Annotated in this window: 15 protein-coding genes, 1 pseudogene and 1 CRISPR repeat array; of the genes and pseudogenes, 13 read left to right on the plus strand and 3 right to left on the minus strand. The window is 38.1% G+C overall.

The genetic code is table 11. The features are described 5' to 3' along the window. A pseudogene (locus DK207_RS15975) lies at window positions 1-308 on the plus strand (hypothetical protein); the annotation flags it as partial. Window positions 309-568: 260 nt separating this feature from the next. Here the strand turns inward: DK207_RS15975 and DK207_RS13670 are convergent. Next, window positions 569-1,372: an rRNA large subunit pseudouridine synthase E gene (locus tag DK207_RS13670; protein ID WP_109441651.1), complete on the minus strand. Its 804-nt coding sequence runs from the start codon at window positions 1,370-1,372 to the stop codon at window positions 569-571. Between the two features lie 192 nt (window positions 1,373-1,564). Between DK207_RS13670 and icd the strand changes: the two genes are divergently transcribed. The 4 genes from icd (at window position 1,565) to DK207_RS13690 (ending at window position 7,843) form a co-directional block, all read left to right on the plus strand. Then, the gene (icd, locus tag DK207_RS13675) at window positions 1,565-2,824 is read left to right on the plus strand and encodes an NADP-dependent isocitrate dehydrogenase (RefSeq protein WP_109441652.1); all 1,260 of its coding nucleotides are present in this window, start codon (window positions 1,565-1,567) and stop codon (window positions 2,822-2,824) included. Between the two features lie 161 nt (window positions 2,825-2,985). Next, window positions 2,986-3,804 carry a PhzF family phenazine biosynthesis protein gene (locus DK207_RS13680; RefSeq protein ID WP_109441653.1) on the plus strand — a complete coding sequence of 273 codons (819 nt, stop codon included), beginning with the start codon at window positions 2,986-2,988 and terminating at the stop codon, window positions 3,802-3,804. 139 nt (window positions 3,805-3,943) lie between these two features. Next, complete coding sequence (locus tag DK207_RS13685; RefSeq protein WP_109441654.1) at window positions 3,944-6,712, plus strand: M16 family metallopeptidase; 2,769 nt, start codon at window positions 3,944-3,946, stop codon at window positions 6,710-6,712. A gap of 165 nt (window positions 6,713-6,877) precedes the next feature. Further along, on the plus strand, window positions 6,878-7,843 hold the full coding sequence (locus DK207_RS13690) for a calcium/sodium antiporter (protein WP_109441655.1): 966 nt from the start codon (window positions 6,878-6,880) through the stop codon (window positions 7,841-7,843). A 55-nt stretch (window positions 7,844-7,898) separates the two neighbouring features. On the opposite strand, the gene DK207_RS13695 is transcribed toward DK207_RS13690, so the two are convergent. Continuing rightward, on the minus strand, window positions 7,899-8,285 hold the full coding sequence (locus tag DK207_RS13695; RefSeq protein WP_109441656.1) for a DUF3144 domain-containing protein: 387 nt from the start codon (window positions 8,283-8,285) through the stop codon (window positions 7,899-7,901). A gap of 105 nt (window positions 8,286-8,390) precedes the next feature. On the opposite strand from DK207_RS13695, the gene DK207_RS13700 reads away from it, so the two are divergent. Then, on the plus strand, window positions 8,391-9,023 hold the full coding sequence (locus tag DK207_RS13700) for a hypothetical protein (protein WP_109441657.1): 633 nt from the start codon (window positions 8,391-8,393) through the stop codon (window positions 9,021-9,023). Between the two features lie 244 nt (window positions 9,024-9,267). Here the strand turns inward: DK207_RS13700 and DK207_RS13705 are convergent, their stop codons facing one another. Continuing rightward, complete coding sequence (locus tag DK207_RS13705) at window positions 9,268-10,722, minus strand: CYTH and CHAD domain-containing protein (protein WP_109441658.1); 1,455 nt, start codon at window positions 10,720-10,722, stop codon at window positions 9,268-9,270. Window positions 10,723-10,920: 198 nt separating this feature from the next. On the opposite strand from DK207_RS13705, the gene DK207_RS13710 reads away from it, so the two are divergent. The 7 genes from DK207_RS13710 (at window position 10,921) to thiE (ending at window position 22,257) form a co-directional block, all read left to right on the plus strand. Then, the gene (locus tag DK207_RS13710) at window positions 10,921-11,292 is read left to right on the plus strand and encodes a DUF962 domain-containing protein (RefSeq protein WP_109441659.1); all 372 of its coding nucleotides are present in this window, start codon (window positions 10,921-10,923) and stop codon (window positions 11,290-11,292) included. Window positions 11,293-11,415: 123 nt separating this feature from the next. Further along, the gene (gene cas1f / locus DK207_RS13715) at window positions 11,416-12,378 is read left to right on the plus strand and encodes a type I-F CRISPR-associated endonuclease Cas1f (protein WP_109441660.1); all 963 of its coding nucleotides are present in this window, start codon (window positions 11,416-11,418) and stop codon (window positions 12,376-12,378) included. Beyond that, window positions 12,378-15,335 (plus strand): CRISPR-associated endonuclease Cas3'', encoded by a 2,958-nt coding sequence (locus tag DK207_RS13720; protein WP_109441693.1) that lies wholly within the window; start codon window positions 12,378-12,380, stop codon window positions 15,333-15,335. The genes cas1f and DK207_RS13720 overlap by 1 nt, the downstream gene beginning before the upstream one ends. A gap of 1 nt (window position 15,336) precedes the next feature. Next, window positions 15,337-16,326, plus strand: a complete 990-nt coding sequence (gene cas7fv / locus DK207_RS13725) for a type I-Fv CRISPR-associated protein Cas7fv (RefSeq protein ID WP_109441661.1) — start codon at window positions 15,337-15,339, stop codon at window positions 16,324-16,326. A gap of 11 nt (window positions 16,327-16,337) precedes the next feature. Then, window positions 16,338-17,351 (plus strand): type I-Fv CRISPR-associated protein Cas5fv, encoded by a 1,014-nt coding sequence (gene cas5fv, locus DK207_RS13730; protein ID WP_109441662.1) that lies wholly within the window; start codon window positions 16,338-16,340, stop codon window positions 17,349-17,351. Window positions 17,352-17,360: 9 nt separating this feature from the next. Further along, a complete protein-coding gene (cas6f, locus tag DK207_RS13735; protein ID WP_109441663.1) occupies window positions 17,361-17,972 on the plus strand; it encodes a type I-F CRISPR-associated endoribonuclease Cas6/Csy4 in 612 nt (203 codons plus the stop codon). A 132-nt stretch (window positions 17,973-18,104) separates the two neighbouring features. After that, a CRISPR array of direct repeats spans window positions 18,105-21,554; the repeat unit is 28 nt; unit sequence GTTCATGGCGGCATACGCCATTTAGAAA. Between the two features lie 91 nt (window positions 21,555-21,645). Further along, the gene (gene thiE / locus DK207_RS13740) at window positions 21,646-22,257 is read left to right on the plus strand and encodes a thiamine phosphate synthase (RefSeq protein WP_109441664.1); all 612 of its coding nucleotides are present in this window, start codon (window positions 21,646-21,648) and stop codon (window positions 22,255-22,257) included. The last annotated feature ends 46 nt before the right edge of the window (window positions 22,258-22,303 follow it).

Here is a 22,303-nt window from a genome sequence, read left to right on the forward strand (position 1 = left end):
AGATATATAGTTCTTATAAAATAAAAAGAAAAAGTTTTCTAAAGACTTATTATTTAGAAATGTATAAGGGAGATCAACTTTTTTATAAAGATGAATGTGCCTTATCTTTAGAGCGTTATTGTGAATATTTACTTGATCGTGGAGGACTACCTATTAAAAATTTAAGATATAAAGAAGGGATAAGCCCATCTAATAATATTATTTATTCCATTCGATCTTTTGAAATAATACATAATGGGGAAAATAAAAAAATTGATTACTCTTCGGTAATGGACACTCCCAAAAAGCAAAGTAATATTTTTTTATAATAGTTGCTATTTTACTTTGTTTAGCGGTACATATATGGATTCTAAGAAAATGGTTTTTGACTAAGAAAAAAGATTTTACTGAAGCCAATCAATTGGAATATTGGATAACAAAAATTGGACTACCGTTAAGTGTAGTTGTAGCGTTTAGCTTATTCTTTTATGAGTTGCAAACTGTTTTAGGCTGAATTGAATAGTTTAAGGAAACATAAAATATATCAGGAAGGAGCTATGAAATAGCTCCTTTATACCTTCAATAGAAATTAACGGCCATTACGGCTACGCCCACGCGGCGCTTTGGTATTCGGTCGAGTTGTACCATTGGTCTTGCGACGTGGTTTCTCACTTTCATCCATTTGCCAAATACGCTTGGTGCCTGATTTTTTCTTATTCGGGTCTTTCTTGTCACCTTCTTTTTTCTTTTGATGCATCGGTTTGCCACCTGTACCGCCTGGTTTTTTCACATAAGAGCGAGAACGATAAGGTTTGTCTTCAGGTAAGTCTTTAAAATCAGGGAAAAGCAACGGCTCAATTTCGGTCTGTTCACCTGGTTGTAAACCTAAACGGATCAAATTGATTGAACCAATTTGAGTACGGATAAGGCGTAAAGTAGGGAATCCAACAGCAGCAGTCATACGACGAACTTGACGATTACGACCTTCACAAATTTGCAGCTCTATCCAGCTCGTTGGGATGCTAGCACGATAGCGAACAGGAGGATCACGATCCCACAACCATTCTGGTTCATCAACTTTCATCGCTTTAGCAGGTAAGGTCATGCCATCCGCAAGCTCGATACCGTTACGAAGTTGCTCCAAAGCCTCTTCGGTAACATCACCATCAACTTGAGCGAGATAAGTTTTATATTTTTTATTGCTTGGATGAGTGATGAATTGATTTAAACCTCCATGATCGGTTAGAAACATCAAACCTTCAGAGTCTAAATCTAAACGACCTGCAATCCGCAACTCAGGATCTTTGATAAAACTTGAAACCGTTAGATGTGCTTCATCTTCCCGAAACTGTGACAAAACATCATAAGGTTTGTTGAAGACAACTATTTTCATAGAGAGATACTACTTTTGGATTATGGGGTATTTGGTGAATATATGTTTTTATTTTATCGGGAAATGTAATTATTTCTCATATAAATCAAAAAACATATTGGATTGGATTAAACTAATTCACAGTATAAAAAATAAAGTATGCCATACAAGGTATACATTTACTCGCAAGTTACATGAGGGAGAACCTACACAATGGGTTATCAGAAGATCGTGGTTCCTGCAGATGGCGATAAAATCACAGTAAATGCAGACCTGTCACTGAATGTTCCGAACCATCCAATCATTCCCTTCATTGAAGGCGACGGTATTGGTGTAGATATTACACCAGCAATGAAAGCAGTTGTAGATGCTGCTGTTCTAAAAGCATACGGTGGCAAACGTTCGATTGTATGGATGGAAGTCTATTGTGGTGAAAAAGCCGATAAAATTTACGGTAATTATATGCCAGAAGAGACATTCGATGCACTACGTGAATTCATTGTTTCGATCAAAGGTCCATTAACGACACCTGTTGGTGGTGGTATTCGCTCTTTAAACGTTGCATTACGTCAAGAACTTGATTTGTATGTATGTGTGCGACCTGTACGGTGGTTCGAAGGCGTTCCTTCACCAGTACAGCATCCTGAACTAACAGATATGGTGATTTTCCGCGAAAACTCGGAAGATATTTATGCTGGGATTGAATGGAAGGCAGATTCTCCAGAAGCAAAAAAAGTGATTAAGTTTCTCAAAGAAGAAATGGGTGTGACGAAGATTCGTTTCCCAGAAGGATGTGGTATTGGTATTAAGCCTGTCTCCAAAGAAGGTACACAACGTTTGGTTCGTAAAGCAATTCAGTTTGCGATAGATAACGATAAGCCTTCTGTGACCTTGGTACATAAAGGCAATATCATGAAATATACCGAAGGCGCTTTTAAAGAGTGGGGCTATGAGCTTGCAATCGAACGTTTTGGCGGTGAACTTCTTGATGGTGGTCCTTGGGTTAAAATTAAAAATCCTAAAACAGGCAAAGATATTATTATTAAGGATGTGATTGCCGATGCATTCTTGCAACAAATCCTTATGCGCCCAGCGGATTATTCAGTCATTGCCACATTAAATCTGAATGGTGACTATATCTCTGATGCCTTAGCCGCAGAGGTGGGGGGAATAGGGATTGCACCGGGTGCAAATATTGGCGGTGCGATTGCAGTTTATGAAGCAACACATGGCACTGCACCAAAATATGCTGGACAAGATAAAGTCAATCCAGGTTCGATTATTCTTTCTGCGGAAATGATGTTACGCGATATGGGCTGGATCGAAGCTGCTGATTTGATTATTAAAGGCATTTCAGGGGCAATTGCGGCAAAAACCGTAACGTATGATTTTGAGCGACTTATGCCAAATGCAACCTTATTACGTTGTTCAGAATTCGGTCGTGCCATTATTGAGCATATGGACGATGAGTAGCGTGTTCTGATAAAAAGAGCGGTTTAGCCGCTTTTTTTATTTCCGATGAATTGAATATAAGCATGAAAATATGCTGTGTATTGTAAATTTAGAAAAAACTGTATCTATAATTCATCAACCATTTGTTCAAAATAATGGAAAATATCTGAGAGTCCGAATCCATGAAAATGTACCAAGTTGATGCTTTTACCAAAGAACTTTTTAAAGGTAATCCAGCGGCTGTAATCGTTGTGAATGAGTGGTTAGATGAAGCGCTGATGCAAAATATTGCTTTAGAAAACAATTTGTCTGAAACTGCTTTTGTCAAAAAACAAGATGATGCGAATTATGAAATTCGTTGGTTTTCGCCAACAGATGAGGTTGCCTTCTGTGGACATGCGACTTTAGCCAGTGCCTTTGTTTTATTTAAAGATTTCACTACTGTAAAGACGATTCAATTTCATGTGAAAGATTTAGGAATTTTTATCGTTACTCAAGATGAAGACGGTAAAATTAAAATGAATTTCCCGATTCGTAGAGCTGAGTTGATCACTGACTACCCACAAGTGTTGCGTGAAGGCTTAACGAAACCGTTTAAAGCAGTTTACCTGAATGCTCAAGCATATATTGTTGAATACGAAACAGTGCAAGATGTATTGGATGAGCAACCTAATCTAGAAAAACTAAAGCAGCTTGGCAAAGTTCGTACCGCGATTACGGCTTCTCAACCAGATGTGGCGATTACTGCCAGAGGTGAGGGGAAGTTTGACTGTGTATCTCGTTATTTTGCACCTGCAATTGGAATTGATGAAGATCCAGTGACAGGCTCAATTCATACTGCAATTGTTCCACTTTGGGCGGAGAAACTAAATCAAAAGCAACTGGTTGCCTTTCAAGCTTCGAAACGAGGGGGAGTTTTAGACTGCGTGATTCAATCTGAAGATCGGATTGAGATTTCTGGTTATGCAAAACTCTATATGCAGGCTGAACTTCTTCTCTAAAAGTTTACGTAATCTTAAAACAAATAAAGAAAGAAGCTGTTTAATTAAACAGCTTTTTTCAAAACATAACTATTAAAAATACAAATCGTTCTCTACTATAGTTTTTTTATTTAAATCACCAAAAATACTTGGAAAAATTATGTTAACGCGGTTTAAGCAGCTTACTCTCTCTCTTTGTTTGATCGGGTTGAGTGCGACGTCTTGGTCTCAAGCGGTACTCGTAAAAAGTGAAAGAAATATTGAAGAATATAAATTAGATAACGGCTTTAGAGTTATTTTGGCGCCAAATGAAAAAGAAAATAAAGTTTATGTAAACACAGTATATTTAACAGGGTCATTGAACGATCCCAAGGGCAAAGGTGGTCTAGCCCATCTATTGGAGCATTTGGCATTTAAAGGTACGGTCAATGTTAAAGGCGATGAGTTCCAGCGTCGTTTGGATCAATACACTTTAATGACCAATGCCAGCACCGATTATTATTCGACCAAGTATATTAATATTGTTCGTCCTGAAAAAAATGCGCTGAATGAAATTCTATACCTTGAAGCTGAGCGCATGGACAAGTTGGTTCTACAGGAAAAATTTGTTCCAGCGGAAATCGAGATTGTAAAACGTGAGCGTGAGATCCGTATGGATCAACCTTTCGCCGTGTTGATGGATCAAATGTTGAAAGCTGCTTATGGTAACCAGTATCTAGGTCGTTTGCCGATCGGTGATCTTGCTGAGTTGAAATCAATCAACATGAGTGAGTTGAATCAGTTCTATAAAACTTGGTATGCACCGAACAATGCCATCATGGTGATTTCTGGCAAATTTGATAAGAGCGAAGTACTTCAAAAAATTGACCAGCATTTCAGTCCAATTCCAGCGCGACCAGTGCCTGCTCCAGTGCAAGTTCCAGTGTTGGACAGCACCAAGATTAAACAACGCCAGTTCAGTGTAGAAAAAGGAAGTGATCTCGCCAAGTTTCATATTTATATGAATGGAAAAAATAGCGATATCGCACCTGCTTTAGCACTTGCACCAGGATTATTTACTTTACAACCAAGTGGTAGCTTGTATAAAAGCATGGTTGAAACAGGGGTAAGTACTGCTGTTCAATCAACCACTTGGCTGGATCAAGATTTTAATCTTGTCTTTATGGGCGCGATCTACGCGCCGAATCATGATGAAAAACGTGTGAGTGAAGCCTTAACAACGGGCGTTGAAAACAAACAAGCATTTAGTGAAGCTGAACTACAGCGTCTCAAAAATATCACCCAGAATGCAGCTGATACCATTGCCAACGATGCGGTCGCTTTAGGCTCACGTTTAAGCGATTATGCAGTAACCTCACATGGTCAGTGGGATCGATATTTTAAAGATCTCCAAGCAATTCAAGCGCTCAAAGTTGATGAGTTGAATTCCACCCTCAAACAATTTTTAGTGCCTGCACATCGTGTTTCTGGTGATATTCGCCCTACGCCAGAAGATCAGAAAAAAGCAATGACGCTCAGTGAAGACAAGCAGCCTAAAACTTTAGATCAGACGAATGAAGTCGTTGAACCGCTTAAGGACGTGAAAGTCTACCAGCAAGAAGTGGCACAATTCGTTGCACAGTCAGCACAGCAATTGCAAAAAAATGAACAAAAGATCCAACGTGGTCGATTGAAAAATGGCATCCGTTACGCCCTTTATCCAACATCAACGCGTGATGATAAAACCTATGCCACCATTAGTTTAGATTTTGGTGATGAAAAAGCGTTATTTGGAAAGGGCACAACCTTAGATTTAGCCAGTTATTTGATGTTGCGTGGTTCCGAAAAACATACTTTACAGGAAATTACGGATAAGGCGATTGCAGCGAGTGGCGGTGCATCGGTGAGTTCAAATGGCAATGGTTTAACGATTGCCGTGCAAGCGAAAAAAGATCAATTTGAAGATTTCCTGAATTTTATCGTCGATGTTTTAAAGCAACCAAAGTTTGCTCAAACAGAGTTTGATCTGGCTAAAAATCAAAGCTTGTCAGCATTGGATCGACCTTATACGGAACCTGCTGTTGTGGCATCGATGACCTTATCCCGCGTGCTGGAAATTTATCAGCCAGGAGATTTACGTTATCACTTTGAGCCTGAGCTTGCCAAGAAAGAGTTGAATGAAGCCACTCAGGCACAAGTTAAGCAATTTTATGATCAGTTCTTTGAAACAAACTACGCGCAAATTGCAATTACAGGTGATTTCGATGCGAAGAAAATGAAAAAGACGTTGCAAAAAACCTTTGGTTCTTGGAAGGCTAAACAACCTTTCCGTAAAGTTACTGGGCAATATACGGAATATAAAGCACAGAAAATCCATGCTTTATCTGAGCAACGTGAGTTTGGAAGCTATCAAAGTATTTTAGCAATTCCTGTTGGTTCTTATCATCAAGATGCTCCTGCTTTAATTGTGCTTAGCCACATTTTGGGTAATTCACAGCTTTCTTCACGTTTGGCGCAAGAGTTACGTGAAAAGAATGCCTTAGTCTATGGATTTGGGAGTGGCCTGAATTTAGATCCAGATATTGATGATGGTACTTTAAGTATTACTGCCAACTACACTGCGGGTCGTTCAAGCCAAGTCTCACAGTCAGTTCACAAAGTGCTGAAAGATCTACTCAGTAAAGGCGTAACCGAGCAAGAAGTCGAAGCAGCTAAAGCCGATATTATGAAAAAGCGCGTGACTGCACTAGAAGATGAACGTCGTATTCACGGTATGTTGACTTCACAATTAGAGCGTAATAAAACGCTAATGGATCGAGCTGTGCGTGATCAAGAATTTGCTAAGTTAAGTAAAGATGACGTAGATCGAGTGATTAAGAAATACATTAAGCTTGAGCACTTCGTTGAGGTTATGGCTGATCAATATGGTCAGGCACAAGATCATCGTTGATTTGAGAAGCTCTCATTTTGATGGGGGCTGTTAAATAACCTGAGCTTTCATGGTTAAAGTGATGCTTAAATTTATATGGTTGGATTTCGTTTGCTTGTCATCTCACCAAATAGAGTAAATCTATGTTTCTAAGGCGTTTTTACTGATAAAAAAAAGGGGAGTAGCATGGCTTTTGCTGTGATCGCGGTGATTGTTGGACTTATTTTATTGGTCTGGAGTGCTGATAAATTTATTGATGGTGCTTCAGCGACTGCTGGTCACTTAGGGATGCCACCGTTGTTGGTTGGGATGATTATTGTTGGTTTTGGTACATCTGCACCTGAAATTGTGGTCTCGGTCATGGCCGCTATAGATGGAAACCCAGGGCTGGCATTAGGGAATGCTTATGGTTCAAATATTGCAAATATTGCTTTGATTCTTGGGGTGACTGCATTAATTCATCCGATTATGGTGCAATCTGCCGTTGTACGTAAAGAATTGCCAATATTATTGTTAGTCACCGCAATCTGTATCTTACAAATTTTTGATGAGATGCTCAGCCGAATTGATGCAGTGTTAATGCTTTTGATGCTGGTCTTATATATGGGCTGGTCGATTTGGCAAGGCATGCGAAGTCAAAGTGATGTATTGAGTCATGAGTTCAACACCGATCTACAAAGCAAACAAACACCATTAAAGACTTCGATTTTTCAGCTTTTATTTGGTTTGATTATCTTAGTGATTAGTTCACGTTTATTGGTTTGGGGGGCGGTAGAAATTGCTCAAGCCTTTGGTGTGAGTGACTTAATTATTGGATTAACTGTGGTTGCTATTGGAACGTCTTTGCCAGAGCTGGCTTCTTCGATCGCAGCAGCACGCAAAGGTGAGTTAGATATTGCGATAGGTAATGTGATCGGCTCCAATATGTTTAACACGCTCGCTGTTGTCGGTTTAGCTGGGGTGATTCATCCTACAGTCGTGCCACAAGAGGTGTTACATCGTGACATGGTGGTGATGGGAGCACTGACTTTAAGCCTATTGATATTCACACTGAGTTTTAAAGGAAGAGGACGGATTGGTCGTGTTAAGGGTGGCGTGTGGTTATTCAGCTTTGTTGCTTATACTGCCTATCTGATTAATACTGCATTTTAATAAAAATGAAGGCATTGAATATTTCAATGCCTTCATTTACTCGACCTACAAAGGATTATTTGTGGTCATGTTTGTGCGTATGGAAATCTTCGTTTTTGCGGAAACGTAAATAGTTATCAAATTGCTCGCAATATTCGTCAAAGTTGTCTTCTAACATCATTTGAAATTGTTGTAGTAAATAAGACATCACTTGTTCTTTCGCTTCGTGCATTTCATTGCCATCTTTAAAGTTATTTGCTGCAACCCACGTGTTAAAACGGGCAGTACCAAATAACATAGCTGCGCTCACTTGAGCACGTAATTCTTCAGGCTTTGCTTGCTGCCCTTTTGGTGGGCGACAAAACTCATTGGCGAGTTTGATAAACTCATCTGCCCGCTCAAAAAACACTGCATTTAAAGCTTCTTCTTCAGTTACATCAGTCGCATTAATTTTTTGAGACATGGTCTTTTCCAACAAAAAACAAGAGCAGCCATTATAGACAAAGCCTTGCATAAACAAAACCGTTGCCTTAATCTAAAATAGCCTAAGTCAATTAGAATAACCAAAATGTCAGATGCAATCGTGATTCAAAGTCTAAAAACAGATATTGCTTTACTGCGTCAACATATTCATCCGCCTCAACATTTGCAGAATGTAGAAGGGCTGCCGATTTATTATGGCTTAAAAGAAGAAGTGGATGAATATTATCGTCAATGGCAACCTTTGATTGAAAGAGCGCAGCAACTTTGTCAGCCATTTATGCAAGATGAGGTTGTTGATGCCATCCATTTACCGAGTCATTTAAATTTGCCGTTGTTTTTCTTTCATGTAGATCGGATTCGGATTAATAAAACTCGTGCAAAAGAATCTAAAACTTTTCGAGGCGTGGCGGCATTAGTGGAAAAATGCGGACAGTTTGATACTGATCAAATTTTTTCGATGCAAGCGTGGTTAGAGAGCGATGATACAGCCGCTTTGGTGGCGCACCGTGAATTTATTGATCTGCGTACTTATGTGTTTCAGCATGGGCAAAGTGAATACACGCGAACTCGTTTTTATATGAATGGCATGATTCTCAGTGTGGAGCCACATTTTAAATTGGTCGATGCGCGGGATAAGCCGCGCAAGCAGCGTAATGATAGCTATAGCGATCCAGTTGCTGATAATGGCACATGGAAGATTTTTGGGAAGTATCGCTGAATAGTCTAAGTTTAGTAAATATCTTATTGGGAGTAGAGTATTCATTTTGATAAATAACTGCACAGCCACTAACATAATGTAAAGTTTAAATGTTTTCGCATAGGCGATTTCCTATTTTGTTTTCGGACAAAGTAGGCAAAACCATTTGTTTGGCTGATGATACTTCCCTGTATCACAGCCAAACAGGCGGCATCCATGCCGCCAGCACGATAGGGATGTAAGGTGGTTTTCCCTTGCGGAGCTATCACTCCTCACCCCAAAAAATATCTTTAGCCGATAAATCCTGTAGTTTCTTTGCCGCCTTCTTAGCAACATGAGGTTGTTGCGCTTTGACCCAACCTAAGGCAAATAAAAACTGGGGGTGTTTCGGTGCATATTGTTCGAACAGGTGTTCTGCAACAAATAGATCATTGTAGAAACCTAAATATTCCTGAATAGGTTGTAATTTATTTAGGAAATTTTGAACTACTTTTTCTGGATAAAGCCCTGAAATAAAGTCGATGCAATAACGTAATTGCTTAACCCGTTTTCGGGTGCGGTGTTGTTGCTCAATAGGCAGTTCACAAAATACCACTGCATCTTTCAAAATCTTCTGATAGAGCTTAGTTAAACTTTTAGCTACTTGTTTCGATAATTTTGTTTTTGATTCACTTTCACTATAGATAAAGCTAAATAATGATAGAAATAGCTGTGTTGTTTTAACACTGCTTAATGGTTTGGAAATATTCGTTTTAGCTGAACTTGGAAATGAGAAGTCAAAATCAGATACAGCCTGAATTAATGGAATGACTGATTCTTGAATCGCATCTTGATCTCTTGATTGACCCAATGCTTGAAAAATCTCTGTCAGATCATTTTGCCAAGCTGGATCAAGTTGCTCTGTCCAATGAGAAAAATGTTTGAGTGCTGAACGTAAACGACGTATGCCAACGCGCGCTTGGTGAATATGATCTGCTTCAGCCACCTCGCCAGCAATTGCTGCGGCATTAGGTAGGATTTGATTTAAGCAATTTTCTATAATCAGTTTGATCGCTTGCTCAGCAGAAAAGTCTGATTGAAGTTGTAATGTTTTGGCTTTAGTTGCTGGTGAAACTTTTTTCCCCATTGCCAATAAATTACCTCGTTCAGCTTTACTACGTACATCGAGCCATAATTGATATTTTTCGACTAAGTGATTCGAGAAAATAATTAAATCGCGGGCTGAACCTTGTTTTAACTCACATTCTACTTCACAGATTTTTGCAGTGTCCTTGGCGGTTCGAATTTCACCATCATCTAAACAGACTTCGATTTTTGAACCTTGAAATTCAAAGGTGTGAAAGGTCCGCTCCACATCAGTTTGAAATTGCAATTCTAGTGGAGCGAGTGGATCTCCTAACAGGTCTTTTAAAATACTTTGTACAGCCGGATAATTTTCATAAAGAGATAAATCTAAAACGGGTTCTTGTTCACATTTACCAAGTTCAATGTCTTCTTCGATGCGTTGTAAATGGTTTTTGCTCGCTGCTTTAAAGGTTTGTACCCAATGTTCACCTTCTTGACGCAAACGGATTGCAACATAATTTTTTGCCAATAGACGATCAGCAGTATCATAGTATTTGGCTTGTAGACGAATTTTTTGAGCTTTCTGCTTATTTAACGCCAATAAAACACTTTTTTTCTTAGATGCAGGAAGTTGAAATTTAAGTTCTATTTCCATGTGGAGATGACTCCTGACCGTTAGAATGAATAAGTTTATGATTGAGTATAACCTAAGCGCAAGTTGAGCAATTATGCTGAAAAAGGCTATTTTCCTTGTAGGACATGGTTCAGTATATCGTATTATCTTACATGACTTTATTTTGTACAAAAAATGCAGTACCGTGTGCAGAGAGGACAGGATTAGGATGATCAATAAATGAATGCACCAGCAAATTTAGCGAAGCCAGTAGAATTCACTTTACCGATAAAAGATTACAATGAGTTTTATCGCTTTTACTTAACCGAGCATCGCAGTATAGCGAGTCGACGTTTGCATGTAGCAGGCAGTTCGATTGGTTTATATTTTTGGAGTAAAGCGATTCGCCAGCGTAAGGCTAAATATTTGGCTTATGGCTTATTGTCTGGTTATGCGTGTGCTTGGGTTGGACATTTTTTCTTTGAACATAATAAGCCTGCAAGTTTTAAGCAACCACTTTATAGTTTTATCTCTGATTGGCGGATGTTGTCCGATGTGGTTCGTGGTCGCCTGAGTTTGATTGATCGTCAGTTTGATAAGATTGATTCTTAAATTTTTGCTCATCTTTCAAAGAAATAAAGTTAAAACGACATGAGATGTCGCTAAGCTGCTTCGGCAGCTTTTTTATTATCAAATGTTCAAGTAGTATAAGAAAAAACAAGAGAAATCATAACAATGGAACAACTTAATCCATCTGATTTAAAAGCAATATTACATTCAAAGCGTGCCAATCTTTATTATCTTGAACATTGCCGCGTGATGCAAAAAGATGGTCGGGTTTTATATCTCACTGAAGCTAAAAATGAAAATCAATATTGGAATATTCCGATAGCCAATACCACGGTGATTTTACTTGGAACAGGTACGTCTATTACTCAAGCGGCGATGCGAATGTTGTGCAGTGCAGGTGTATTGGTGGGTTTTTGCGGGGGTGGTGGTACACCATTATTTGCAGGGAGTGAGGTGGAGTGGTTAACGCCCCAGAGTGAATATCGTCCAACGGAATACATGCAAGGATGGATGAGTTTTTGGTTTGATGAAGCTAAACGCTTAGACGTGGCAAAACAATTTCAATTTGCTCGAATTGAATTTATCCGCAAAATTTGGGCAAAAGACAAAGACCTAAAAGACGAAGGCTTTTATTTAGATGATCAGGATATTCAACAAGCTTTAAATGGTTTTGAAAAGAAAATTCCAAATATGGCTAAGGTTGGCGATTTATTGCTTGCAGAAGCACAAATGACCAAACAACTTTATAAAGTGGCAGCAACGCGTTGCAAACTTAGTTTTGAACGTAATCCTGAACAGGGTGATTTGGCGAATGACTTTTTAAACCATGGCAACTATTTGGCTTATGGGCTTTCGGCAACCACACTTTGGGTGCTCGGTATCAATCATGGTTTTGCGGTGATGCATGGTAAGACTAGACGCGGTGCTTTGGTGTTTGATGTGGCTGATTTAGTTAAGGATGCAGTGGTTTTACCGTGGGCATTTATATGTGCTAAAGAAGGAATGAAAGAACAAGAGTTTAGGCAGCAACTTCTCCAAAAATTTACTGAATATCGTTGTCTAGATTGGATGTTTGAGCAAGTGAAGTTGCAGGCATGTAAAAGCTTTCCTGTAGTGGAGAGTGAATGATGATCGTCACTTTTATTTCCCAATGTGAAAAGAAAGCGACTCCCCGAACGCGTCGTGTGTTAGATGCATTTGCAGACCGTATTGGCGATAACACGTGGCAAACCGTGATCACTGAAGATGGTTTGTTAGCAGTAAAAAAGCTGCTTAGAAAAACAGTTACGAAGAATACCGCGGTGAGTTGCCATTGGATTCGTGGTCGGCGTAGAAGTGAACTTTTATGGATTGTGGGAAATCGCAATAAGTTTAATGAGCAGGGGATTGTGCCTGTGAATAGTACACAAAAAGAAGTATTTATGGATGTAATAACAATGAAAGCGAAGAAAGAAGAGTTTTATGCAAATACTCAATTACAACCGTTAGCAGAACATTCATTTGCCATTGGTTATTTAGCACAACAGCTGTTTAAAAAAGTTGTTGATAATGATGAACATAAAAATTTATCTAAAGTGGCATTTTTAGCAGGTTGCTTGCATGATCTTGGTAAGTTAGATCCTCATTTTCAGGATTGGGTTAAAAAAGCAAAACAACCTGATGATATGGAGGATGGACAGCATATCGAAAAAGGGAAATTTAGTTTTGATAAACATCCTCGTCATAATGAAATTTCATTATTAATATTTAATTTTTTAGAGATGCAATGTAAGGGATTGAATAATCGTCAGAAGGAAAGTGTTCAGCATATTTTGTATTGGCATCATGCTAAACCCTATCGTCAAAATGATGATTTTACGGGTAGTTACAAAGCCTATGAATATTTAATTAAAAATATCAATGCCGAACAATTTTCATTTTTAGTTAAAAATAGTATTAATGTTATTAAACGTATAAATGCAATCGCTAAAAATTTTAATACGATTGATTATATTGAACAACATTTGCCTTGGAATGATGAGAACTTAACTACACTGATTGAAAATTTTGAATATAATTTTAAAAGTAGAAATTTTCCTGAATTTAAATCTTATACGAGTACAGATTCGACTGATGTATTGACTGGAAAAATTCAAATTAATGCGCAGCATAATTTATTGCGCGCTTGCGTCATCAGTGCTGACCGTATTATATCAAAGCAAACAGCGCAAGATTTAATGGATTATATTGCTGAAAAACGCTTAGATGAATTATTAGATGATCAAGAAATTTTATCGAATTTAGCAGAACATTTAAAAAATTTAGTACATAAATTTCCTGATAGTGAAAGAACACAAAAGCAAAATCAAGTTGCTCAACAGCTCGCTGATTTACGAGATATCGCTGTACTTGCTGGTCCTGCGGGTTGCGGCAAAACTAAAATTGCTTTGGAATGGGCAAGACTTAAAGATGCTAAGAAAATTATTTGGGTTTGTCCACGTGTGCAAGTCTGCCAAGGGATTTTTGAGGAATTAACACAGGATTATTTACCTGATGCAAAAGTTGAGATTTTGACAGGCGAATTTAAATACATAAATGAGAATGGCAAGATTACAAACGAGCCAAAACCTTTTTCAGGTGATGTCGTTGTCACCACAATTGACCAAATTTTAGGTTCAATTGTCACGCATACCAATGTGAATAGTTTATTGCCTTTTATTGATGCACATGTGGTATTTGATGAATACCATGAATATATTGGGATGGAGATTTTTAATCTACTATTTGCAGAATTAATTGCCAATAAAAACATGCGTAGAAAACATGAAAAAAATACTTTATTGGTATCTGCAACGCCACATTACTATTATTTAGAAAATATTTTAAATGTGCATGAAGATGACGTAATTGAAATGTTATCTTTTAATCCAAGCGAATATAAAATTGATTTTATTGAATATGATGAATCAGTAATTGGTGGAAATCCATTTTATCAACCTTACTCAGATCAAACATTTATTATTTCGAATACTGCGCAGACGGCACAACTTGGCTTTATTTATCAGAAAGATGATGAAAATAGTGTTTTATTCCACTCCAAATATAAGCGCAGTGATAAAAAGCGATGGTTTAATGAAGTCTTTGATTCGTTTAAAAAGAATGGTTCGCAAAAATATGATGTTTTAAGGAGTGGACCTATTGTTCAAGCATCATTAAATATTACGTCTAAAAATATGTTAACTGAAATGACTTCACCTGAAAATATGTTACAGCGTATGGGGCGTTTAGATCGTTTTGGTGAAAATGAATTGGTTAATGTTTTACAAGTTGCGATTACTGAAAATGTAAAAAATGGCAGTTGTAAAGGTTCATTGGCTTATTTTTTAAATCAGTTAAATAGCTTGCAAACTACTAAAGCATGGTACGACTTTTTACAAGATCGTTTAAATGGGAAAGTATTTAGGATTACTGAACTATATAAGTTTTATCGTGAGTTTTATAGCCAACAAGCACGGTTGGGTGATAGGTCTGCTGTTATTCAAGATATGGATAAAGCACTAAAGAAAAGCATTGATTTAATCAATAAAAAAGTGACTGAACCAACCAAAGTGATGAAATCTAAAATGGCTGAAAGAAAGTCGAAGATCAGTAAAAACTCATTACGAGGCGACAGTCGTTTTGTGCAATTGGCAGTTTTAAATTTGAATGATTTTAAAGAGCCGATTTTTGAAAATAAATATGCTTACACGTCACCTTTGGATGATACAACGGAATATGACAATCTGACAGAATCTTTAAATATTATCAAAGATTTAGGTCTGATAAATTTTATTGCACAAAAGCATGGCAATGTTGATTCGACACATCCTGTCAAAGGAATTCCTGAGAAAAAACAACAAGCGCGTTGTGCAGTTTTGGAAAACTATGCACGAGATGCAGATTTTCCATTGTATTTAAGTTATATAGAAGATGATCTTAATAAAGTGGGTGGAACAGGAGTTCGGCATCCTGAAGCAATCTATTATGCAATAAGTGATAAACAGCCAATAGGTTCTATATCATTGGATAAATTGAAATTTTTAACAACAACACAAGAGGAAAAATAACATGGCTAAAGTAACTGGCGTAAAAAGCGTGGACTTTAAAATTACTGCATACGGTTATGGGGTAGTGAATTGGAATGGTCCAACTTCATTAAGAGGTAATGATGGTAAGACTGTTGATAATCACACTCTACCAAAACTACGTGGATTTAGTAATCTATCAGGCGATGTGAAAGAAGAGACAGGGTATAAATATAGAAAAGAAGCATCTGATATTAATTTTGATGAAACGCCGTTATATATTAGTCAAAACTGTATACGTCATCATCTCTTTCGTGATCAGTCATTTGATTTACATTACGCCAAAGATAAAAATTTGATTGATGTTTTAGCCTCAATTACGGGTTTAATCCGTGGTTATGTTGTACCTTCAAGTCAATGCAAACGTACAAGCCCATTGTTGATTACAGATTTTGTTGATCAATTGGGTAATGGTAACTTTGAACAGCTTTCTAATGCGAGTTCAAGTGAAGAAATCATACAATCAGATGGTACAAAAACGTATAAGCGTGGTGAAAATTCAATTTTTTCTAAAACAACTTTTGGTGATACTGAATATCAAGCCTACGGTTCAATCAGTATTGAACAGCTACAGTTTATTTCACTCGATAAAAAATTTGATCGCGCATCCATGCTGATTAAAGAAGGTGAAGGTGAGAAAATTGCTGAAACTGTACAAAAATTTATTAAAAGTTTAGATCCAACCAAAGAGCCACAAGCGATTTTTCATAAAAATTATGTACGTAAAGGTACGATTTTTAATGAGGGTGAGGTTGGAATCCTATTGGATAACAGTGCGATTGATATTCTTGTCAATGAAACTTTGAACATGCTTCAAGAGTTGGTGATCAAACAGGCCAAGGGCTATATGTGTGTTGATACTTTAGAAGTAGATTATAACGATAGTCATAAAATGATGCGTATTAAACGTTATCCTGATCAAGTAAATTCTGAACCTCAAGCAGATTATGCTGTTTATTTTGAAGCACAATAATGAGGTGAGTGATGCAAATTATTATTGAATATGAATCCTCGTGGCGTAACTCATTTTTGGATGGTTCAAATAATGAACCATTACCGAAAGGAGGACGTAATTTCATCGCATCAATGACGACATTGAAACAAGTAGGAAATTATAAAAAACGTGACGTGTCTAAAGATACGGTGATGGGGATTTTAAATCGTTTAATTGGTGAGCAACGAAAGTTATATCAAGCTCGCCAAGATAAAAAATACTACTTTTCAGAGATTGAAAAAATTCTGCAAGATGAAGATATTGTTGACAAATCAACAATTAGTAATGAGATGGTATATATCCGAAATATTTCAGGCAGCACAGATCAAAACTCATTTACAGGCATGATTATGGCAAATGATCCTGCTTTTAAGTCGAAATATTCTTCTGAATTATGGGGCATTCTTTGGTTAGACTTGGATACTGTAGCCCAGTTTGTTGTTGATGAAAAATATCAGATTGAAACTGATATTGAACTTGATCCAATTATAGTATGTAACCAAATTGAGTTGCTGAGTGCTGAAAAAGCAATTGATGTCATTGGTTCCGTAAAAGATGCTTTAGATATTTTACAAAGTAAATTTGATGATGTGAATTATTTGAATGCTAAAGAGCAGTTACCTTTGATTAGTTTATATGCTTCTGCTTTATATCTACAAATTGAAAGATTATCTAAAAAGTATGATCTCACGAATACCTTGACGAAAAGTGGTGGACTAAGTGGTATTTCAAAGCGTGGGTTTACCAAAAAAGATTTTATGGATCGTTACACAACAGGTAGCAAAAAGTTAATTTGGGGAAATCCTTTTCTATTAAAAGAGAAGAAAAAAGGAGAAGGAGAAGTTGTTTCTATTTTAAGTAAGGCAAATGGTCAACTCATTATTAATCTGAATATTTCTAAAGAACACGCACGTGATTTGGGAGAAAAGATTGAAAATGCAGGTGTGTCATCATTTTATGTAGGAAAAAAAGGGCTTGCTTATGTCACAGATATTCGTATTTAAGGAAAGTGTATGAACTATTATATTGAATTAACATTAATAGATAGTCCTGATTTTTCTCTATTTGAATTATGGTCAAAAGTATATACCCAGCTTCATATTGCTTTTGCCGAACATAGTAATGAGCAGGGAAGAATATCCTTTGGCGTATCTTTCCCTCAATATCGTATGAATGAGCAAAAGAAGATTGGATTTTTGGGTACAAAAATTCGTGTGTTTGCCAGCTCGGAAAATCAGCTACAACAGCTTAATTTAGGCAAATGGCTAGAACGATTCATTGATTATGTACATATCACTCAACCGAGAGAAATACCTCAAGCCAAGATTAATGGCTATGCACATTATTATCGAGTTAATCCAAAGATGAGTGTTGAGGAGCGTATAGTTCATCAAGCGCAACGTCGAAATATTTCTTTGGATGAGGCTAAGCAGCATTTTAAACAATATGTTGAGCAACCTATTGGTGAGCCTTATGTGAGTTTAAAAAGTCTGAGTGCAAAACGAGAGCAAAATATAGATAGACCCTATCGTTTGTATATTGGTAAATCTGTTGCTGATCAGGCAAAAGTTGGAATGTTTGGTACGTATGGGCTAAGTCGAATGGCAACAGTTCCAGAGTTTTAACCCAATATTTTTTCTACTCTTTAACAACTTAATAAAATCAATAAGTTACAACAAGTCGTTTTTTGATTGGGTAAAATGTCAAAATCCATGATAAATACTTGTTGTAACTTATATTTTTACTATGATTTTATAGTTCATGGCGGCATACGCCATTTAGAATAAATACATTGCATAAGTTTTTGAAAATAGAATGTTCATGGCGGCATACGCCATTTAGAATTTTAACGACACTCAGACCAAGTTGCAAAAGGTGTTCATGGCGGCATACGCCATTTAGAATATAACATTCAATCAAAGTGGGTTGTATAAACAGTTCATGGCGGCATACGCCATTTAGAATATTTTGTATAAATAATTCTAAAATCAAAATTGGTTCATGGCGGCATACGCCATTTAGAATAAACCTTAACCATAAACCATTAACCAATAACCGTTCATGGCGGCATACGCCATTTAGAATCTGTTGCGCGTTCTGCTAAGTCAAAAACGAAAGGTTCATGGCGGCATACGCCATTTAGAATAATAATTGATATCTCAATTTGTGTAGAGTTATGTTCATGGCGGCATACGCCATTTAGAATAGTAAGTGCTGCTATTTTTATCGATTATCAGGGTTCATGGCGGCATACGCCATTTAGAATTTGTTAACAGATGAGTTAAATACTCCTTTTTTGTTCATGGCGGCATACGCCATTTAGAATATAAAGGATAAGACCTAAATTGTCTTGAAGATGTTCATGGCGGCATACGCCATTTAGAATTTCAGTCTTTTCTAGCATCTTGTCGAACCATGTTCATGGCGGCATACGCCATTTAGAAATAAATCATCGTTTTCACCGTTATCATAAGGCAGTTCATGGCGGCATACGCCATTTAGAAATTCTAAAAGAACACACATTGGTTTTAATTAAAGTTCATGGCGGCATACGCCATTTAGAAATGGAGCTTTAGCACTTAAATTCGCCATTGAAAGTTCATGGCGGCATACGCCATTTAGAAATGAACGTAGAGCCTGATCATATGCCATTGTAGGTTCATGGCGGCATACGCCATTTAGAAATGAAGTTGTTGAAAATCTAGTTTGGTTAGTGGGTTCATGGCGGCATACGCCATTTAGAAATTGTAACAATTTAAGCGGTGAAGCTTTAATCTGTTCATGGCGGCATACGCCATTTAGAAATAGTAATTCAGAAACCATCGCAGGCACAGATAGTTCATGGCGGCATACGCCATTTAGAAATTGGCTTGTAGGTTATTTAAAAGAGAACTGGTGTTCATGGCGGCATACGCCATTTAGAAATGCAAGACACACCAGAACTGCGCAAACTTTATGTTCATGGCGGCATACGCCATTTAGAAACAGCACATCACGGGAAAAAGCCTGCGTGATGTGTTCATGGCGGCATACGCCATTTAGAAATTATCAAGCGGTTGACGTAGAAACATCATCGCGTTCATGGCGGCATACGCCATTTAGAAATTGATTGCGCGCAGCTTCAGGCACAACGATTTTGTTCATGGCGGCATACGCCATTTAGAAATACACGTGATTTGCTGTTTTTAACTCGCAATAGTTCATGGCGGCATACGCCATTTAGAAAACCTTCAACCGCTTTAAGTCTATATACGCCTCGTTCATGGCGGCATACGCCATTTAGAAAAGTTTTATTATTTATGACTGGAACAATCCAAAGTTCATGGCGGCATACGCCATTTAGAAATTATGTCTTTTGGTTTGGTTGTTAGCTTCAGCGTTCATGGCGGCATACGCCATTTAGAAAATTTGGTCTAGTCCACGATCGAAACGTTGAGAGTTCATGGCGGCATACGCCATTTAGAAATTGAGCGCTTGCTCTAACCTTGCTACACACTCGTTCATGGCGGCATACGCCATTTAGAAATCATTAACTGATTGAGCACGGAAACCCACGTTGTTCATGGCGGCATACGCCATTTAGAAATTATTTGAATATTTTAGGGATTACTGATACCAGTTCATGGCGGCATACGCCATTTAGAAAGTGGACGTATGGTAGGGCTGCTTTCGCTGCGTGTTCATGGCGGCATACGCCATTTAGAAAAATGGCATTAACCGAGAAAATGAAAAAGTATGGTTCATGGCGGCATACGCCATTTAGAAATTGATTAATAAGTTGCTTTTGCAGCTCATCCAGTTCATGGCGGCATACGCCATTTAGAAACAAATTGAATACTTGAAATTGACGACTTTCAGAGTTCATGGCGGCATACGCCATTTAGAAAGATTAGCGAATGAATCTGATATGGCGCAATTCGTTCATGGCGGCATACGCCATTTAGAAAATTATTTGCTTTAAGCCAAGCTTCAGATAATGGTTCATGGCGGCATACGCCATTTAGAAATAATACATAAAGATTTTCATGCATCCCGTTTAGTTCATGGCGGCATACGCCATTTAGAAAAAAAGCTTGAAGAGCGATCTCCATACATCACCGTTCATGGCGGCATACGCCATTTAGAAAGTCGACCGTGGCATCACTAAAAACTATGTCACGTTCATGGCGGCATACGCCATTTAGAAATTGGCGATTGCGTTGTCATCCAGATAATTGATGTTCATGGCGGCATACGCCATTTAGAAAAATTGCCGTCAATGGCGCTTCGGCGCTGTATGGTTCATGGCGGCATACGCCATTTAGAAATTGTGATGTTTACACGCACAGGGAATATTGTTGTTCATGGCGGCATACGCCATTTAGAAAAATCTTCTCGTCAAGAGATGGGATTCCAAACCGTTCATGGCGGCATACGCCATTTAGAAAACTCAAGGTATTGGCAGGCTGTGAGGGTTATAGTTCATGGCGGCATACGCCATTTAGAAAGCAACCGTTAAGGGTGACGTCGCCTTCACAGGGTTCATGGCGGCATACGCCATTTAGAAAAGACGGTCAACCTGCATGTCGATACCGCACGTGTTCATGGCGGCATACGCCATTTAGAAATAAGTAACTAACAACGCCAAGACCCAATCCTAGTTCATGGCAGCATACGCCATTTAGAAATATGAATGCATTACTAAAAAGCAAGATATGTAGTTCATGGCGGCATACGCCATTTAGAAATGACCATGCCAGTTTTGGTGTGATAAAAAAACGTTCATGGCGGCATACGCCATTTAGAAATTACCCATATCACCAGCAATCTTTTTGACTGTGTTCATGGCGGCACACGCCATTTAGAAAATAACGCCACGTCTGTGATGTTTACCAGCCAAGTTCATGGTGGCACACGCCATTTAGAAATTGCAGATCCACTTCAATGGACTGCATGACAAGTTCATGGCGGCACACGCCATTTAGAAATGAACACGATGCAACGTGGCTTAAAAACTTAAGTTCATGGCGGCACACGCCATTTAGAAAGAAATCGTACCTGATTATGCAGGTGATCTGTTGTTCATGGCGGCATACGCCATTTAGAAATGCTCGATCCAATCTGTGCCATAGACATTGTGGTTCATGGCGGCACACGCCATTTAGAAAATTGATGCAGATGATACGACAATGCAGGTGCAGTTCACGGCGGCACACGCCATTTAAATAGTATAAATGGCTATTCCTAATACATTCAGCCACTTTAATTTTTAAATAAGAAAATATACCCTGAACTTAATATATTTTTAGTGAATTTTTCATGCGCGGTCTTTATCTCATCACCAATGATGATCCCATCCAATTATTACTTCAAAAATTAGACGTTGCTTTAGCGACGGGAAAGGTTGCGATTTTGCAGTATCGACGGAAGAAAGTGCCAAAAAAAGATCAACCGATGGAAGTCGAACAGATCAAAACACTCTGTGAAAAGTTCCAAGTACCATTTGTGATTAATGATGATTTGGCTTTAGCTGAACAATTTGGTTTAGGTGTTCATTTGGGGCAGTCGGATGGAGAAATAAGCGATGCTGCTGCACGGTTACCGCAAGGTGTGATTATTGGACGTACATGCTTAAACTCATTAGAGTTGGCTGAAAAAGCAATTGCTGATGGGGCGACTTATGTGGCTTTTGGTGCTGTCTATGCCACCTCAACCAAACCAGAAGCAGGTAATGTGGGGATTGAAGTAATCAAGCAAGCTAAACAAAAGTTTACTGTACCCATTTGTGCGATTGGTGGTCTGACTGTAGAAAATTCTCAAGTGGTGATTGAAGCAGGTGCAAGCCTTTGTGCAGTAATTAGTGATATATTAGGACGATCAACAGCCGAAATTCCTGCTCGTGTAAATGCATGGGCAACGTTATTTGACTAAATTAGATGTAATCCGCTTTGCGGAACTTTCATTGTTTCTCGGAACG

The organism is Acinetobacter haemolyticus, assembly GCF_900406815.1.
Classification (GTDB): domain Bacteria; phylum Pseudomonadota; class Gammaproteobacteria; order Pseudomonadales; family Moraxellaceae; genus Acinetobacter; species Acinetobacter haemolyticus_A.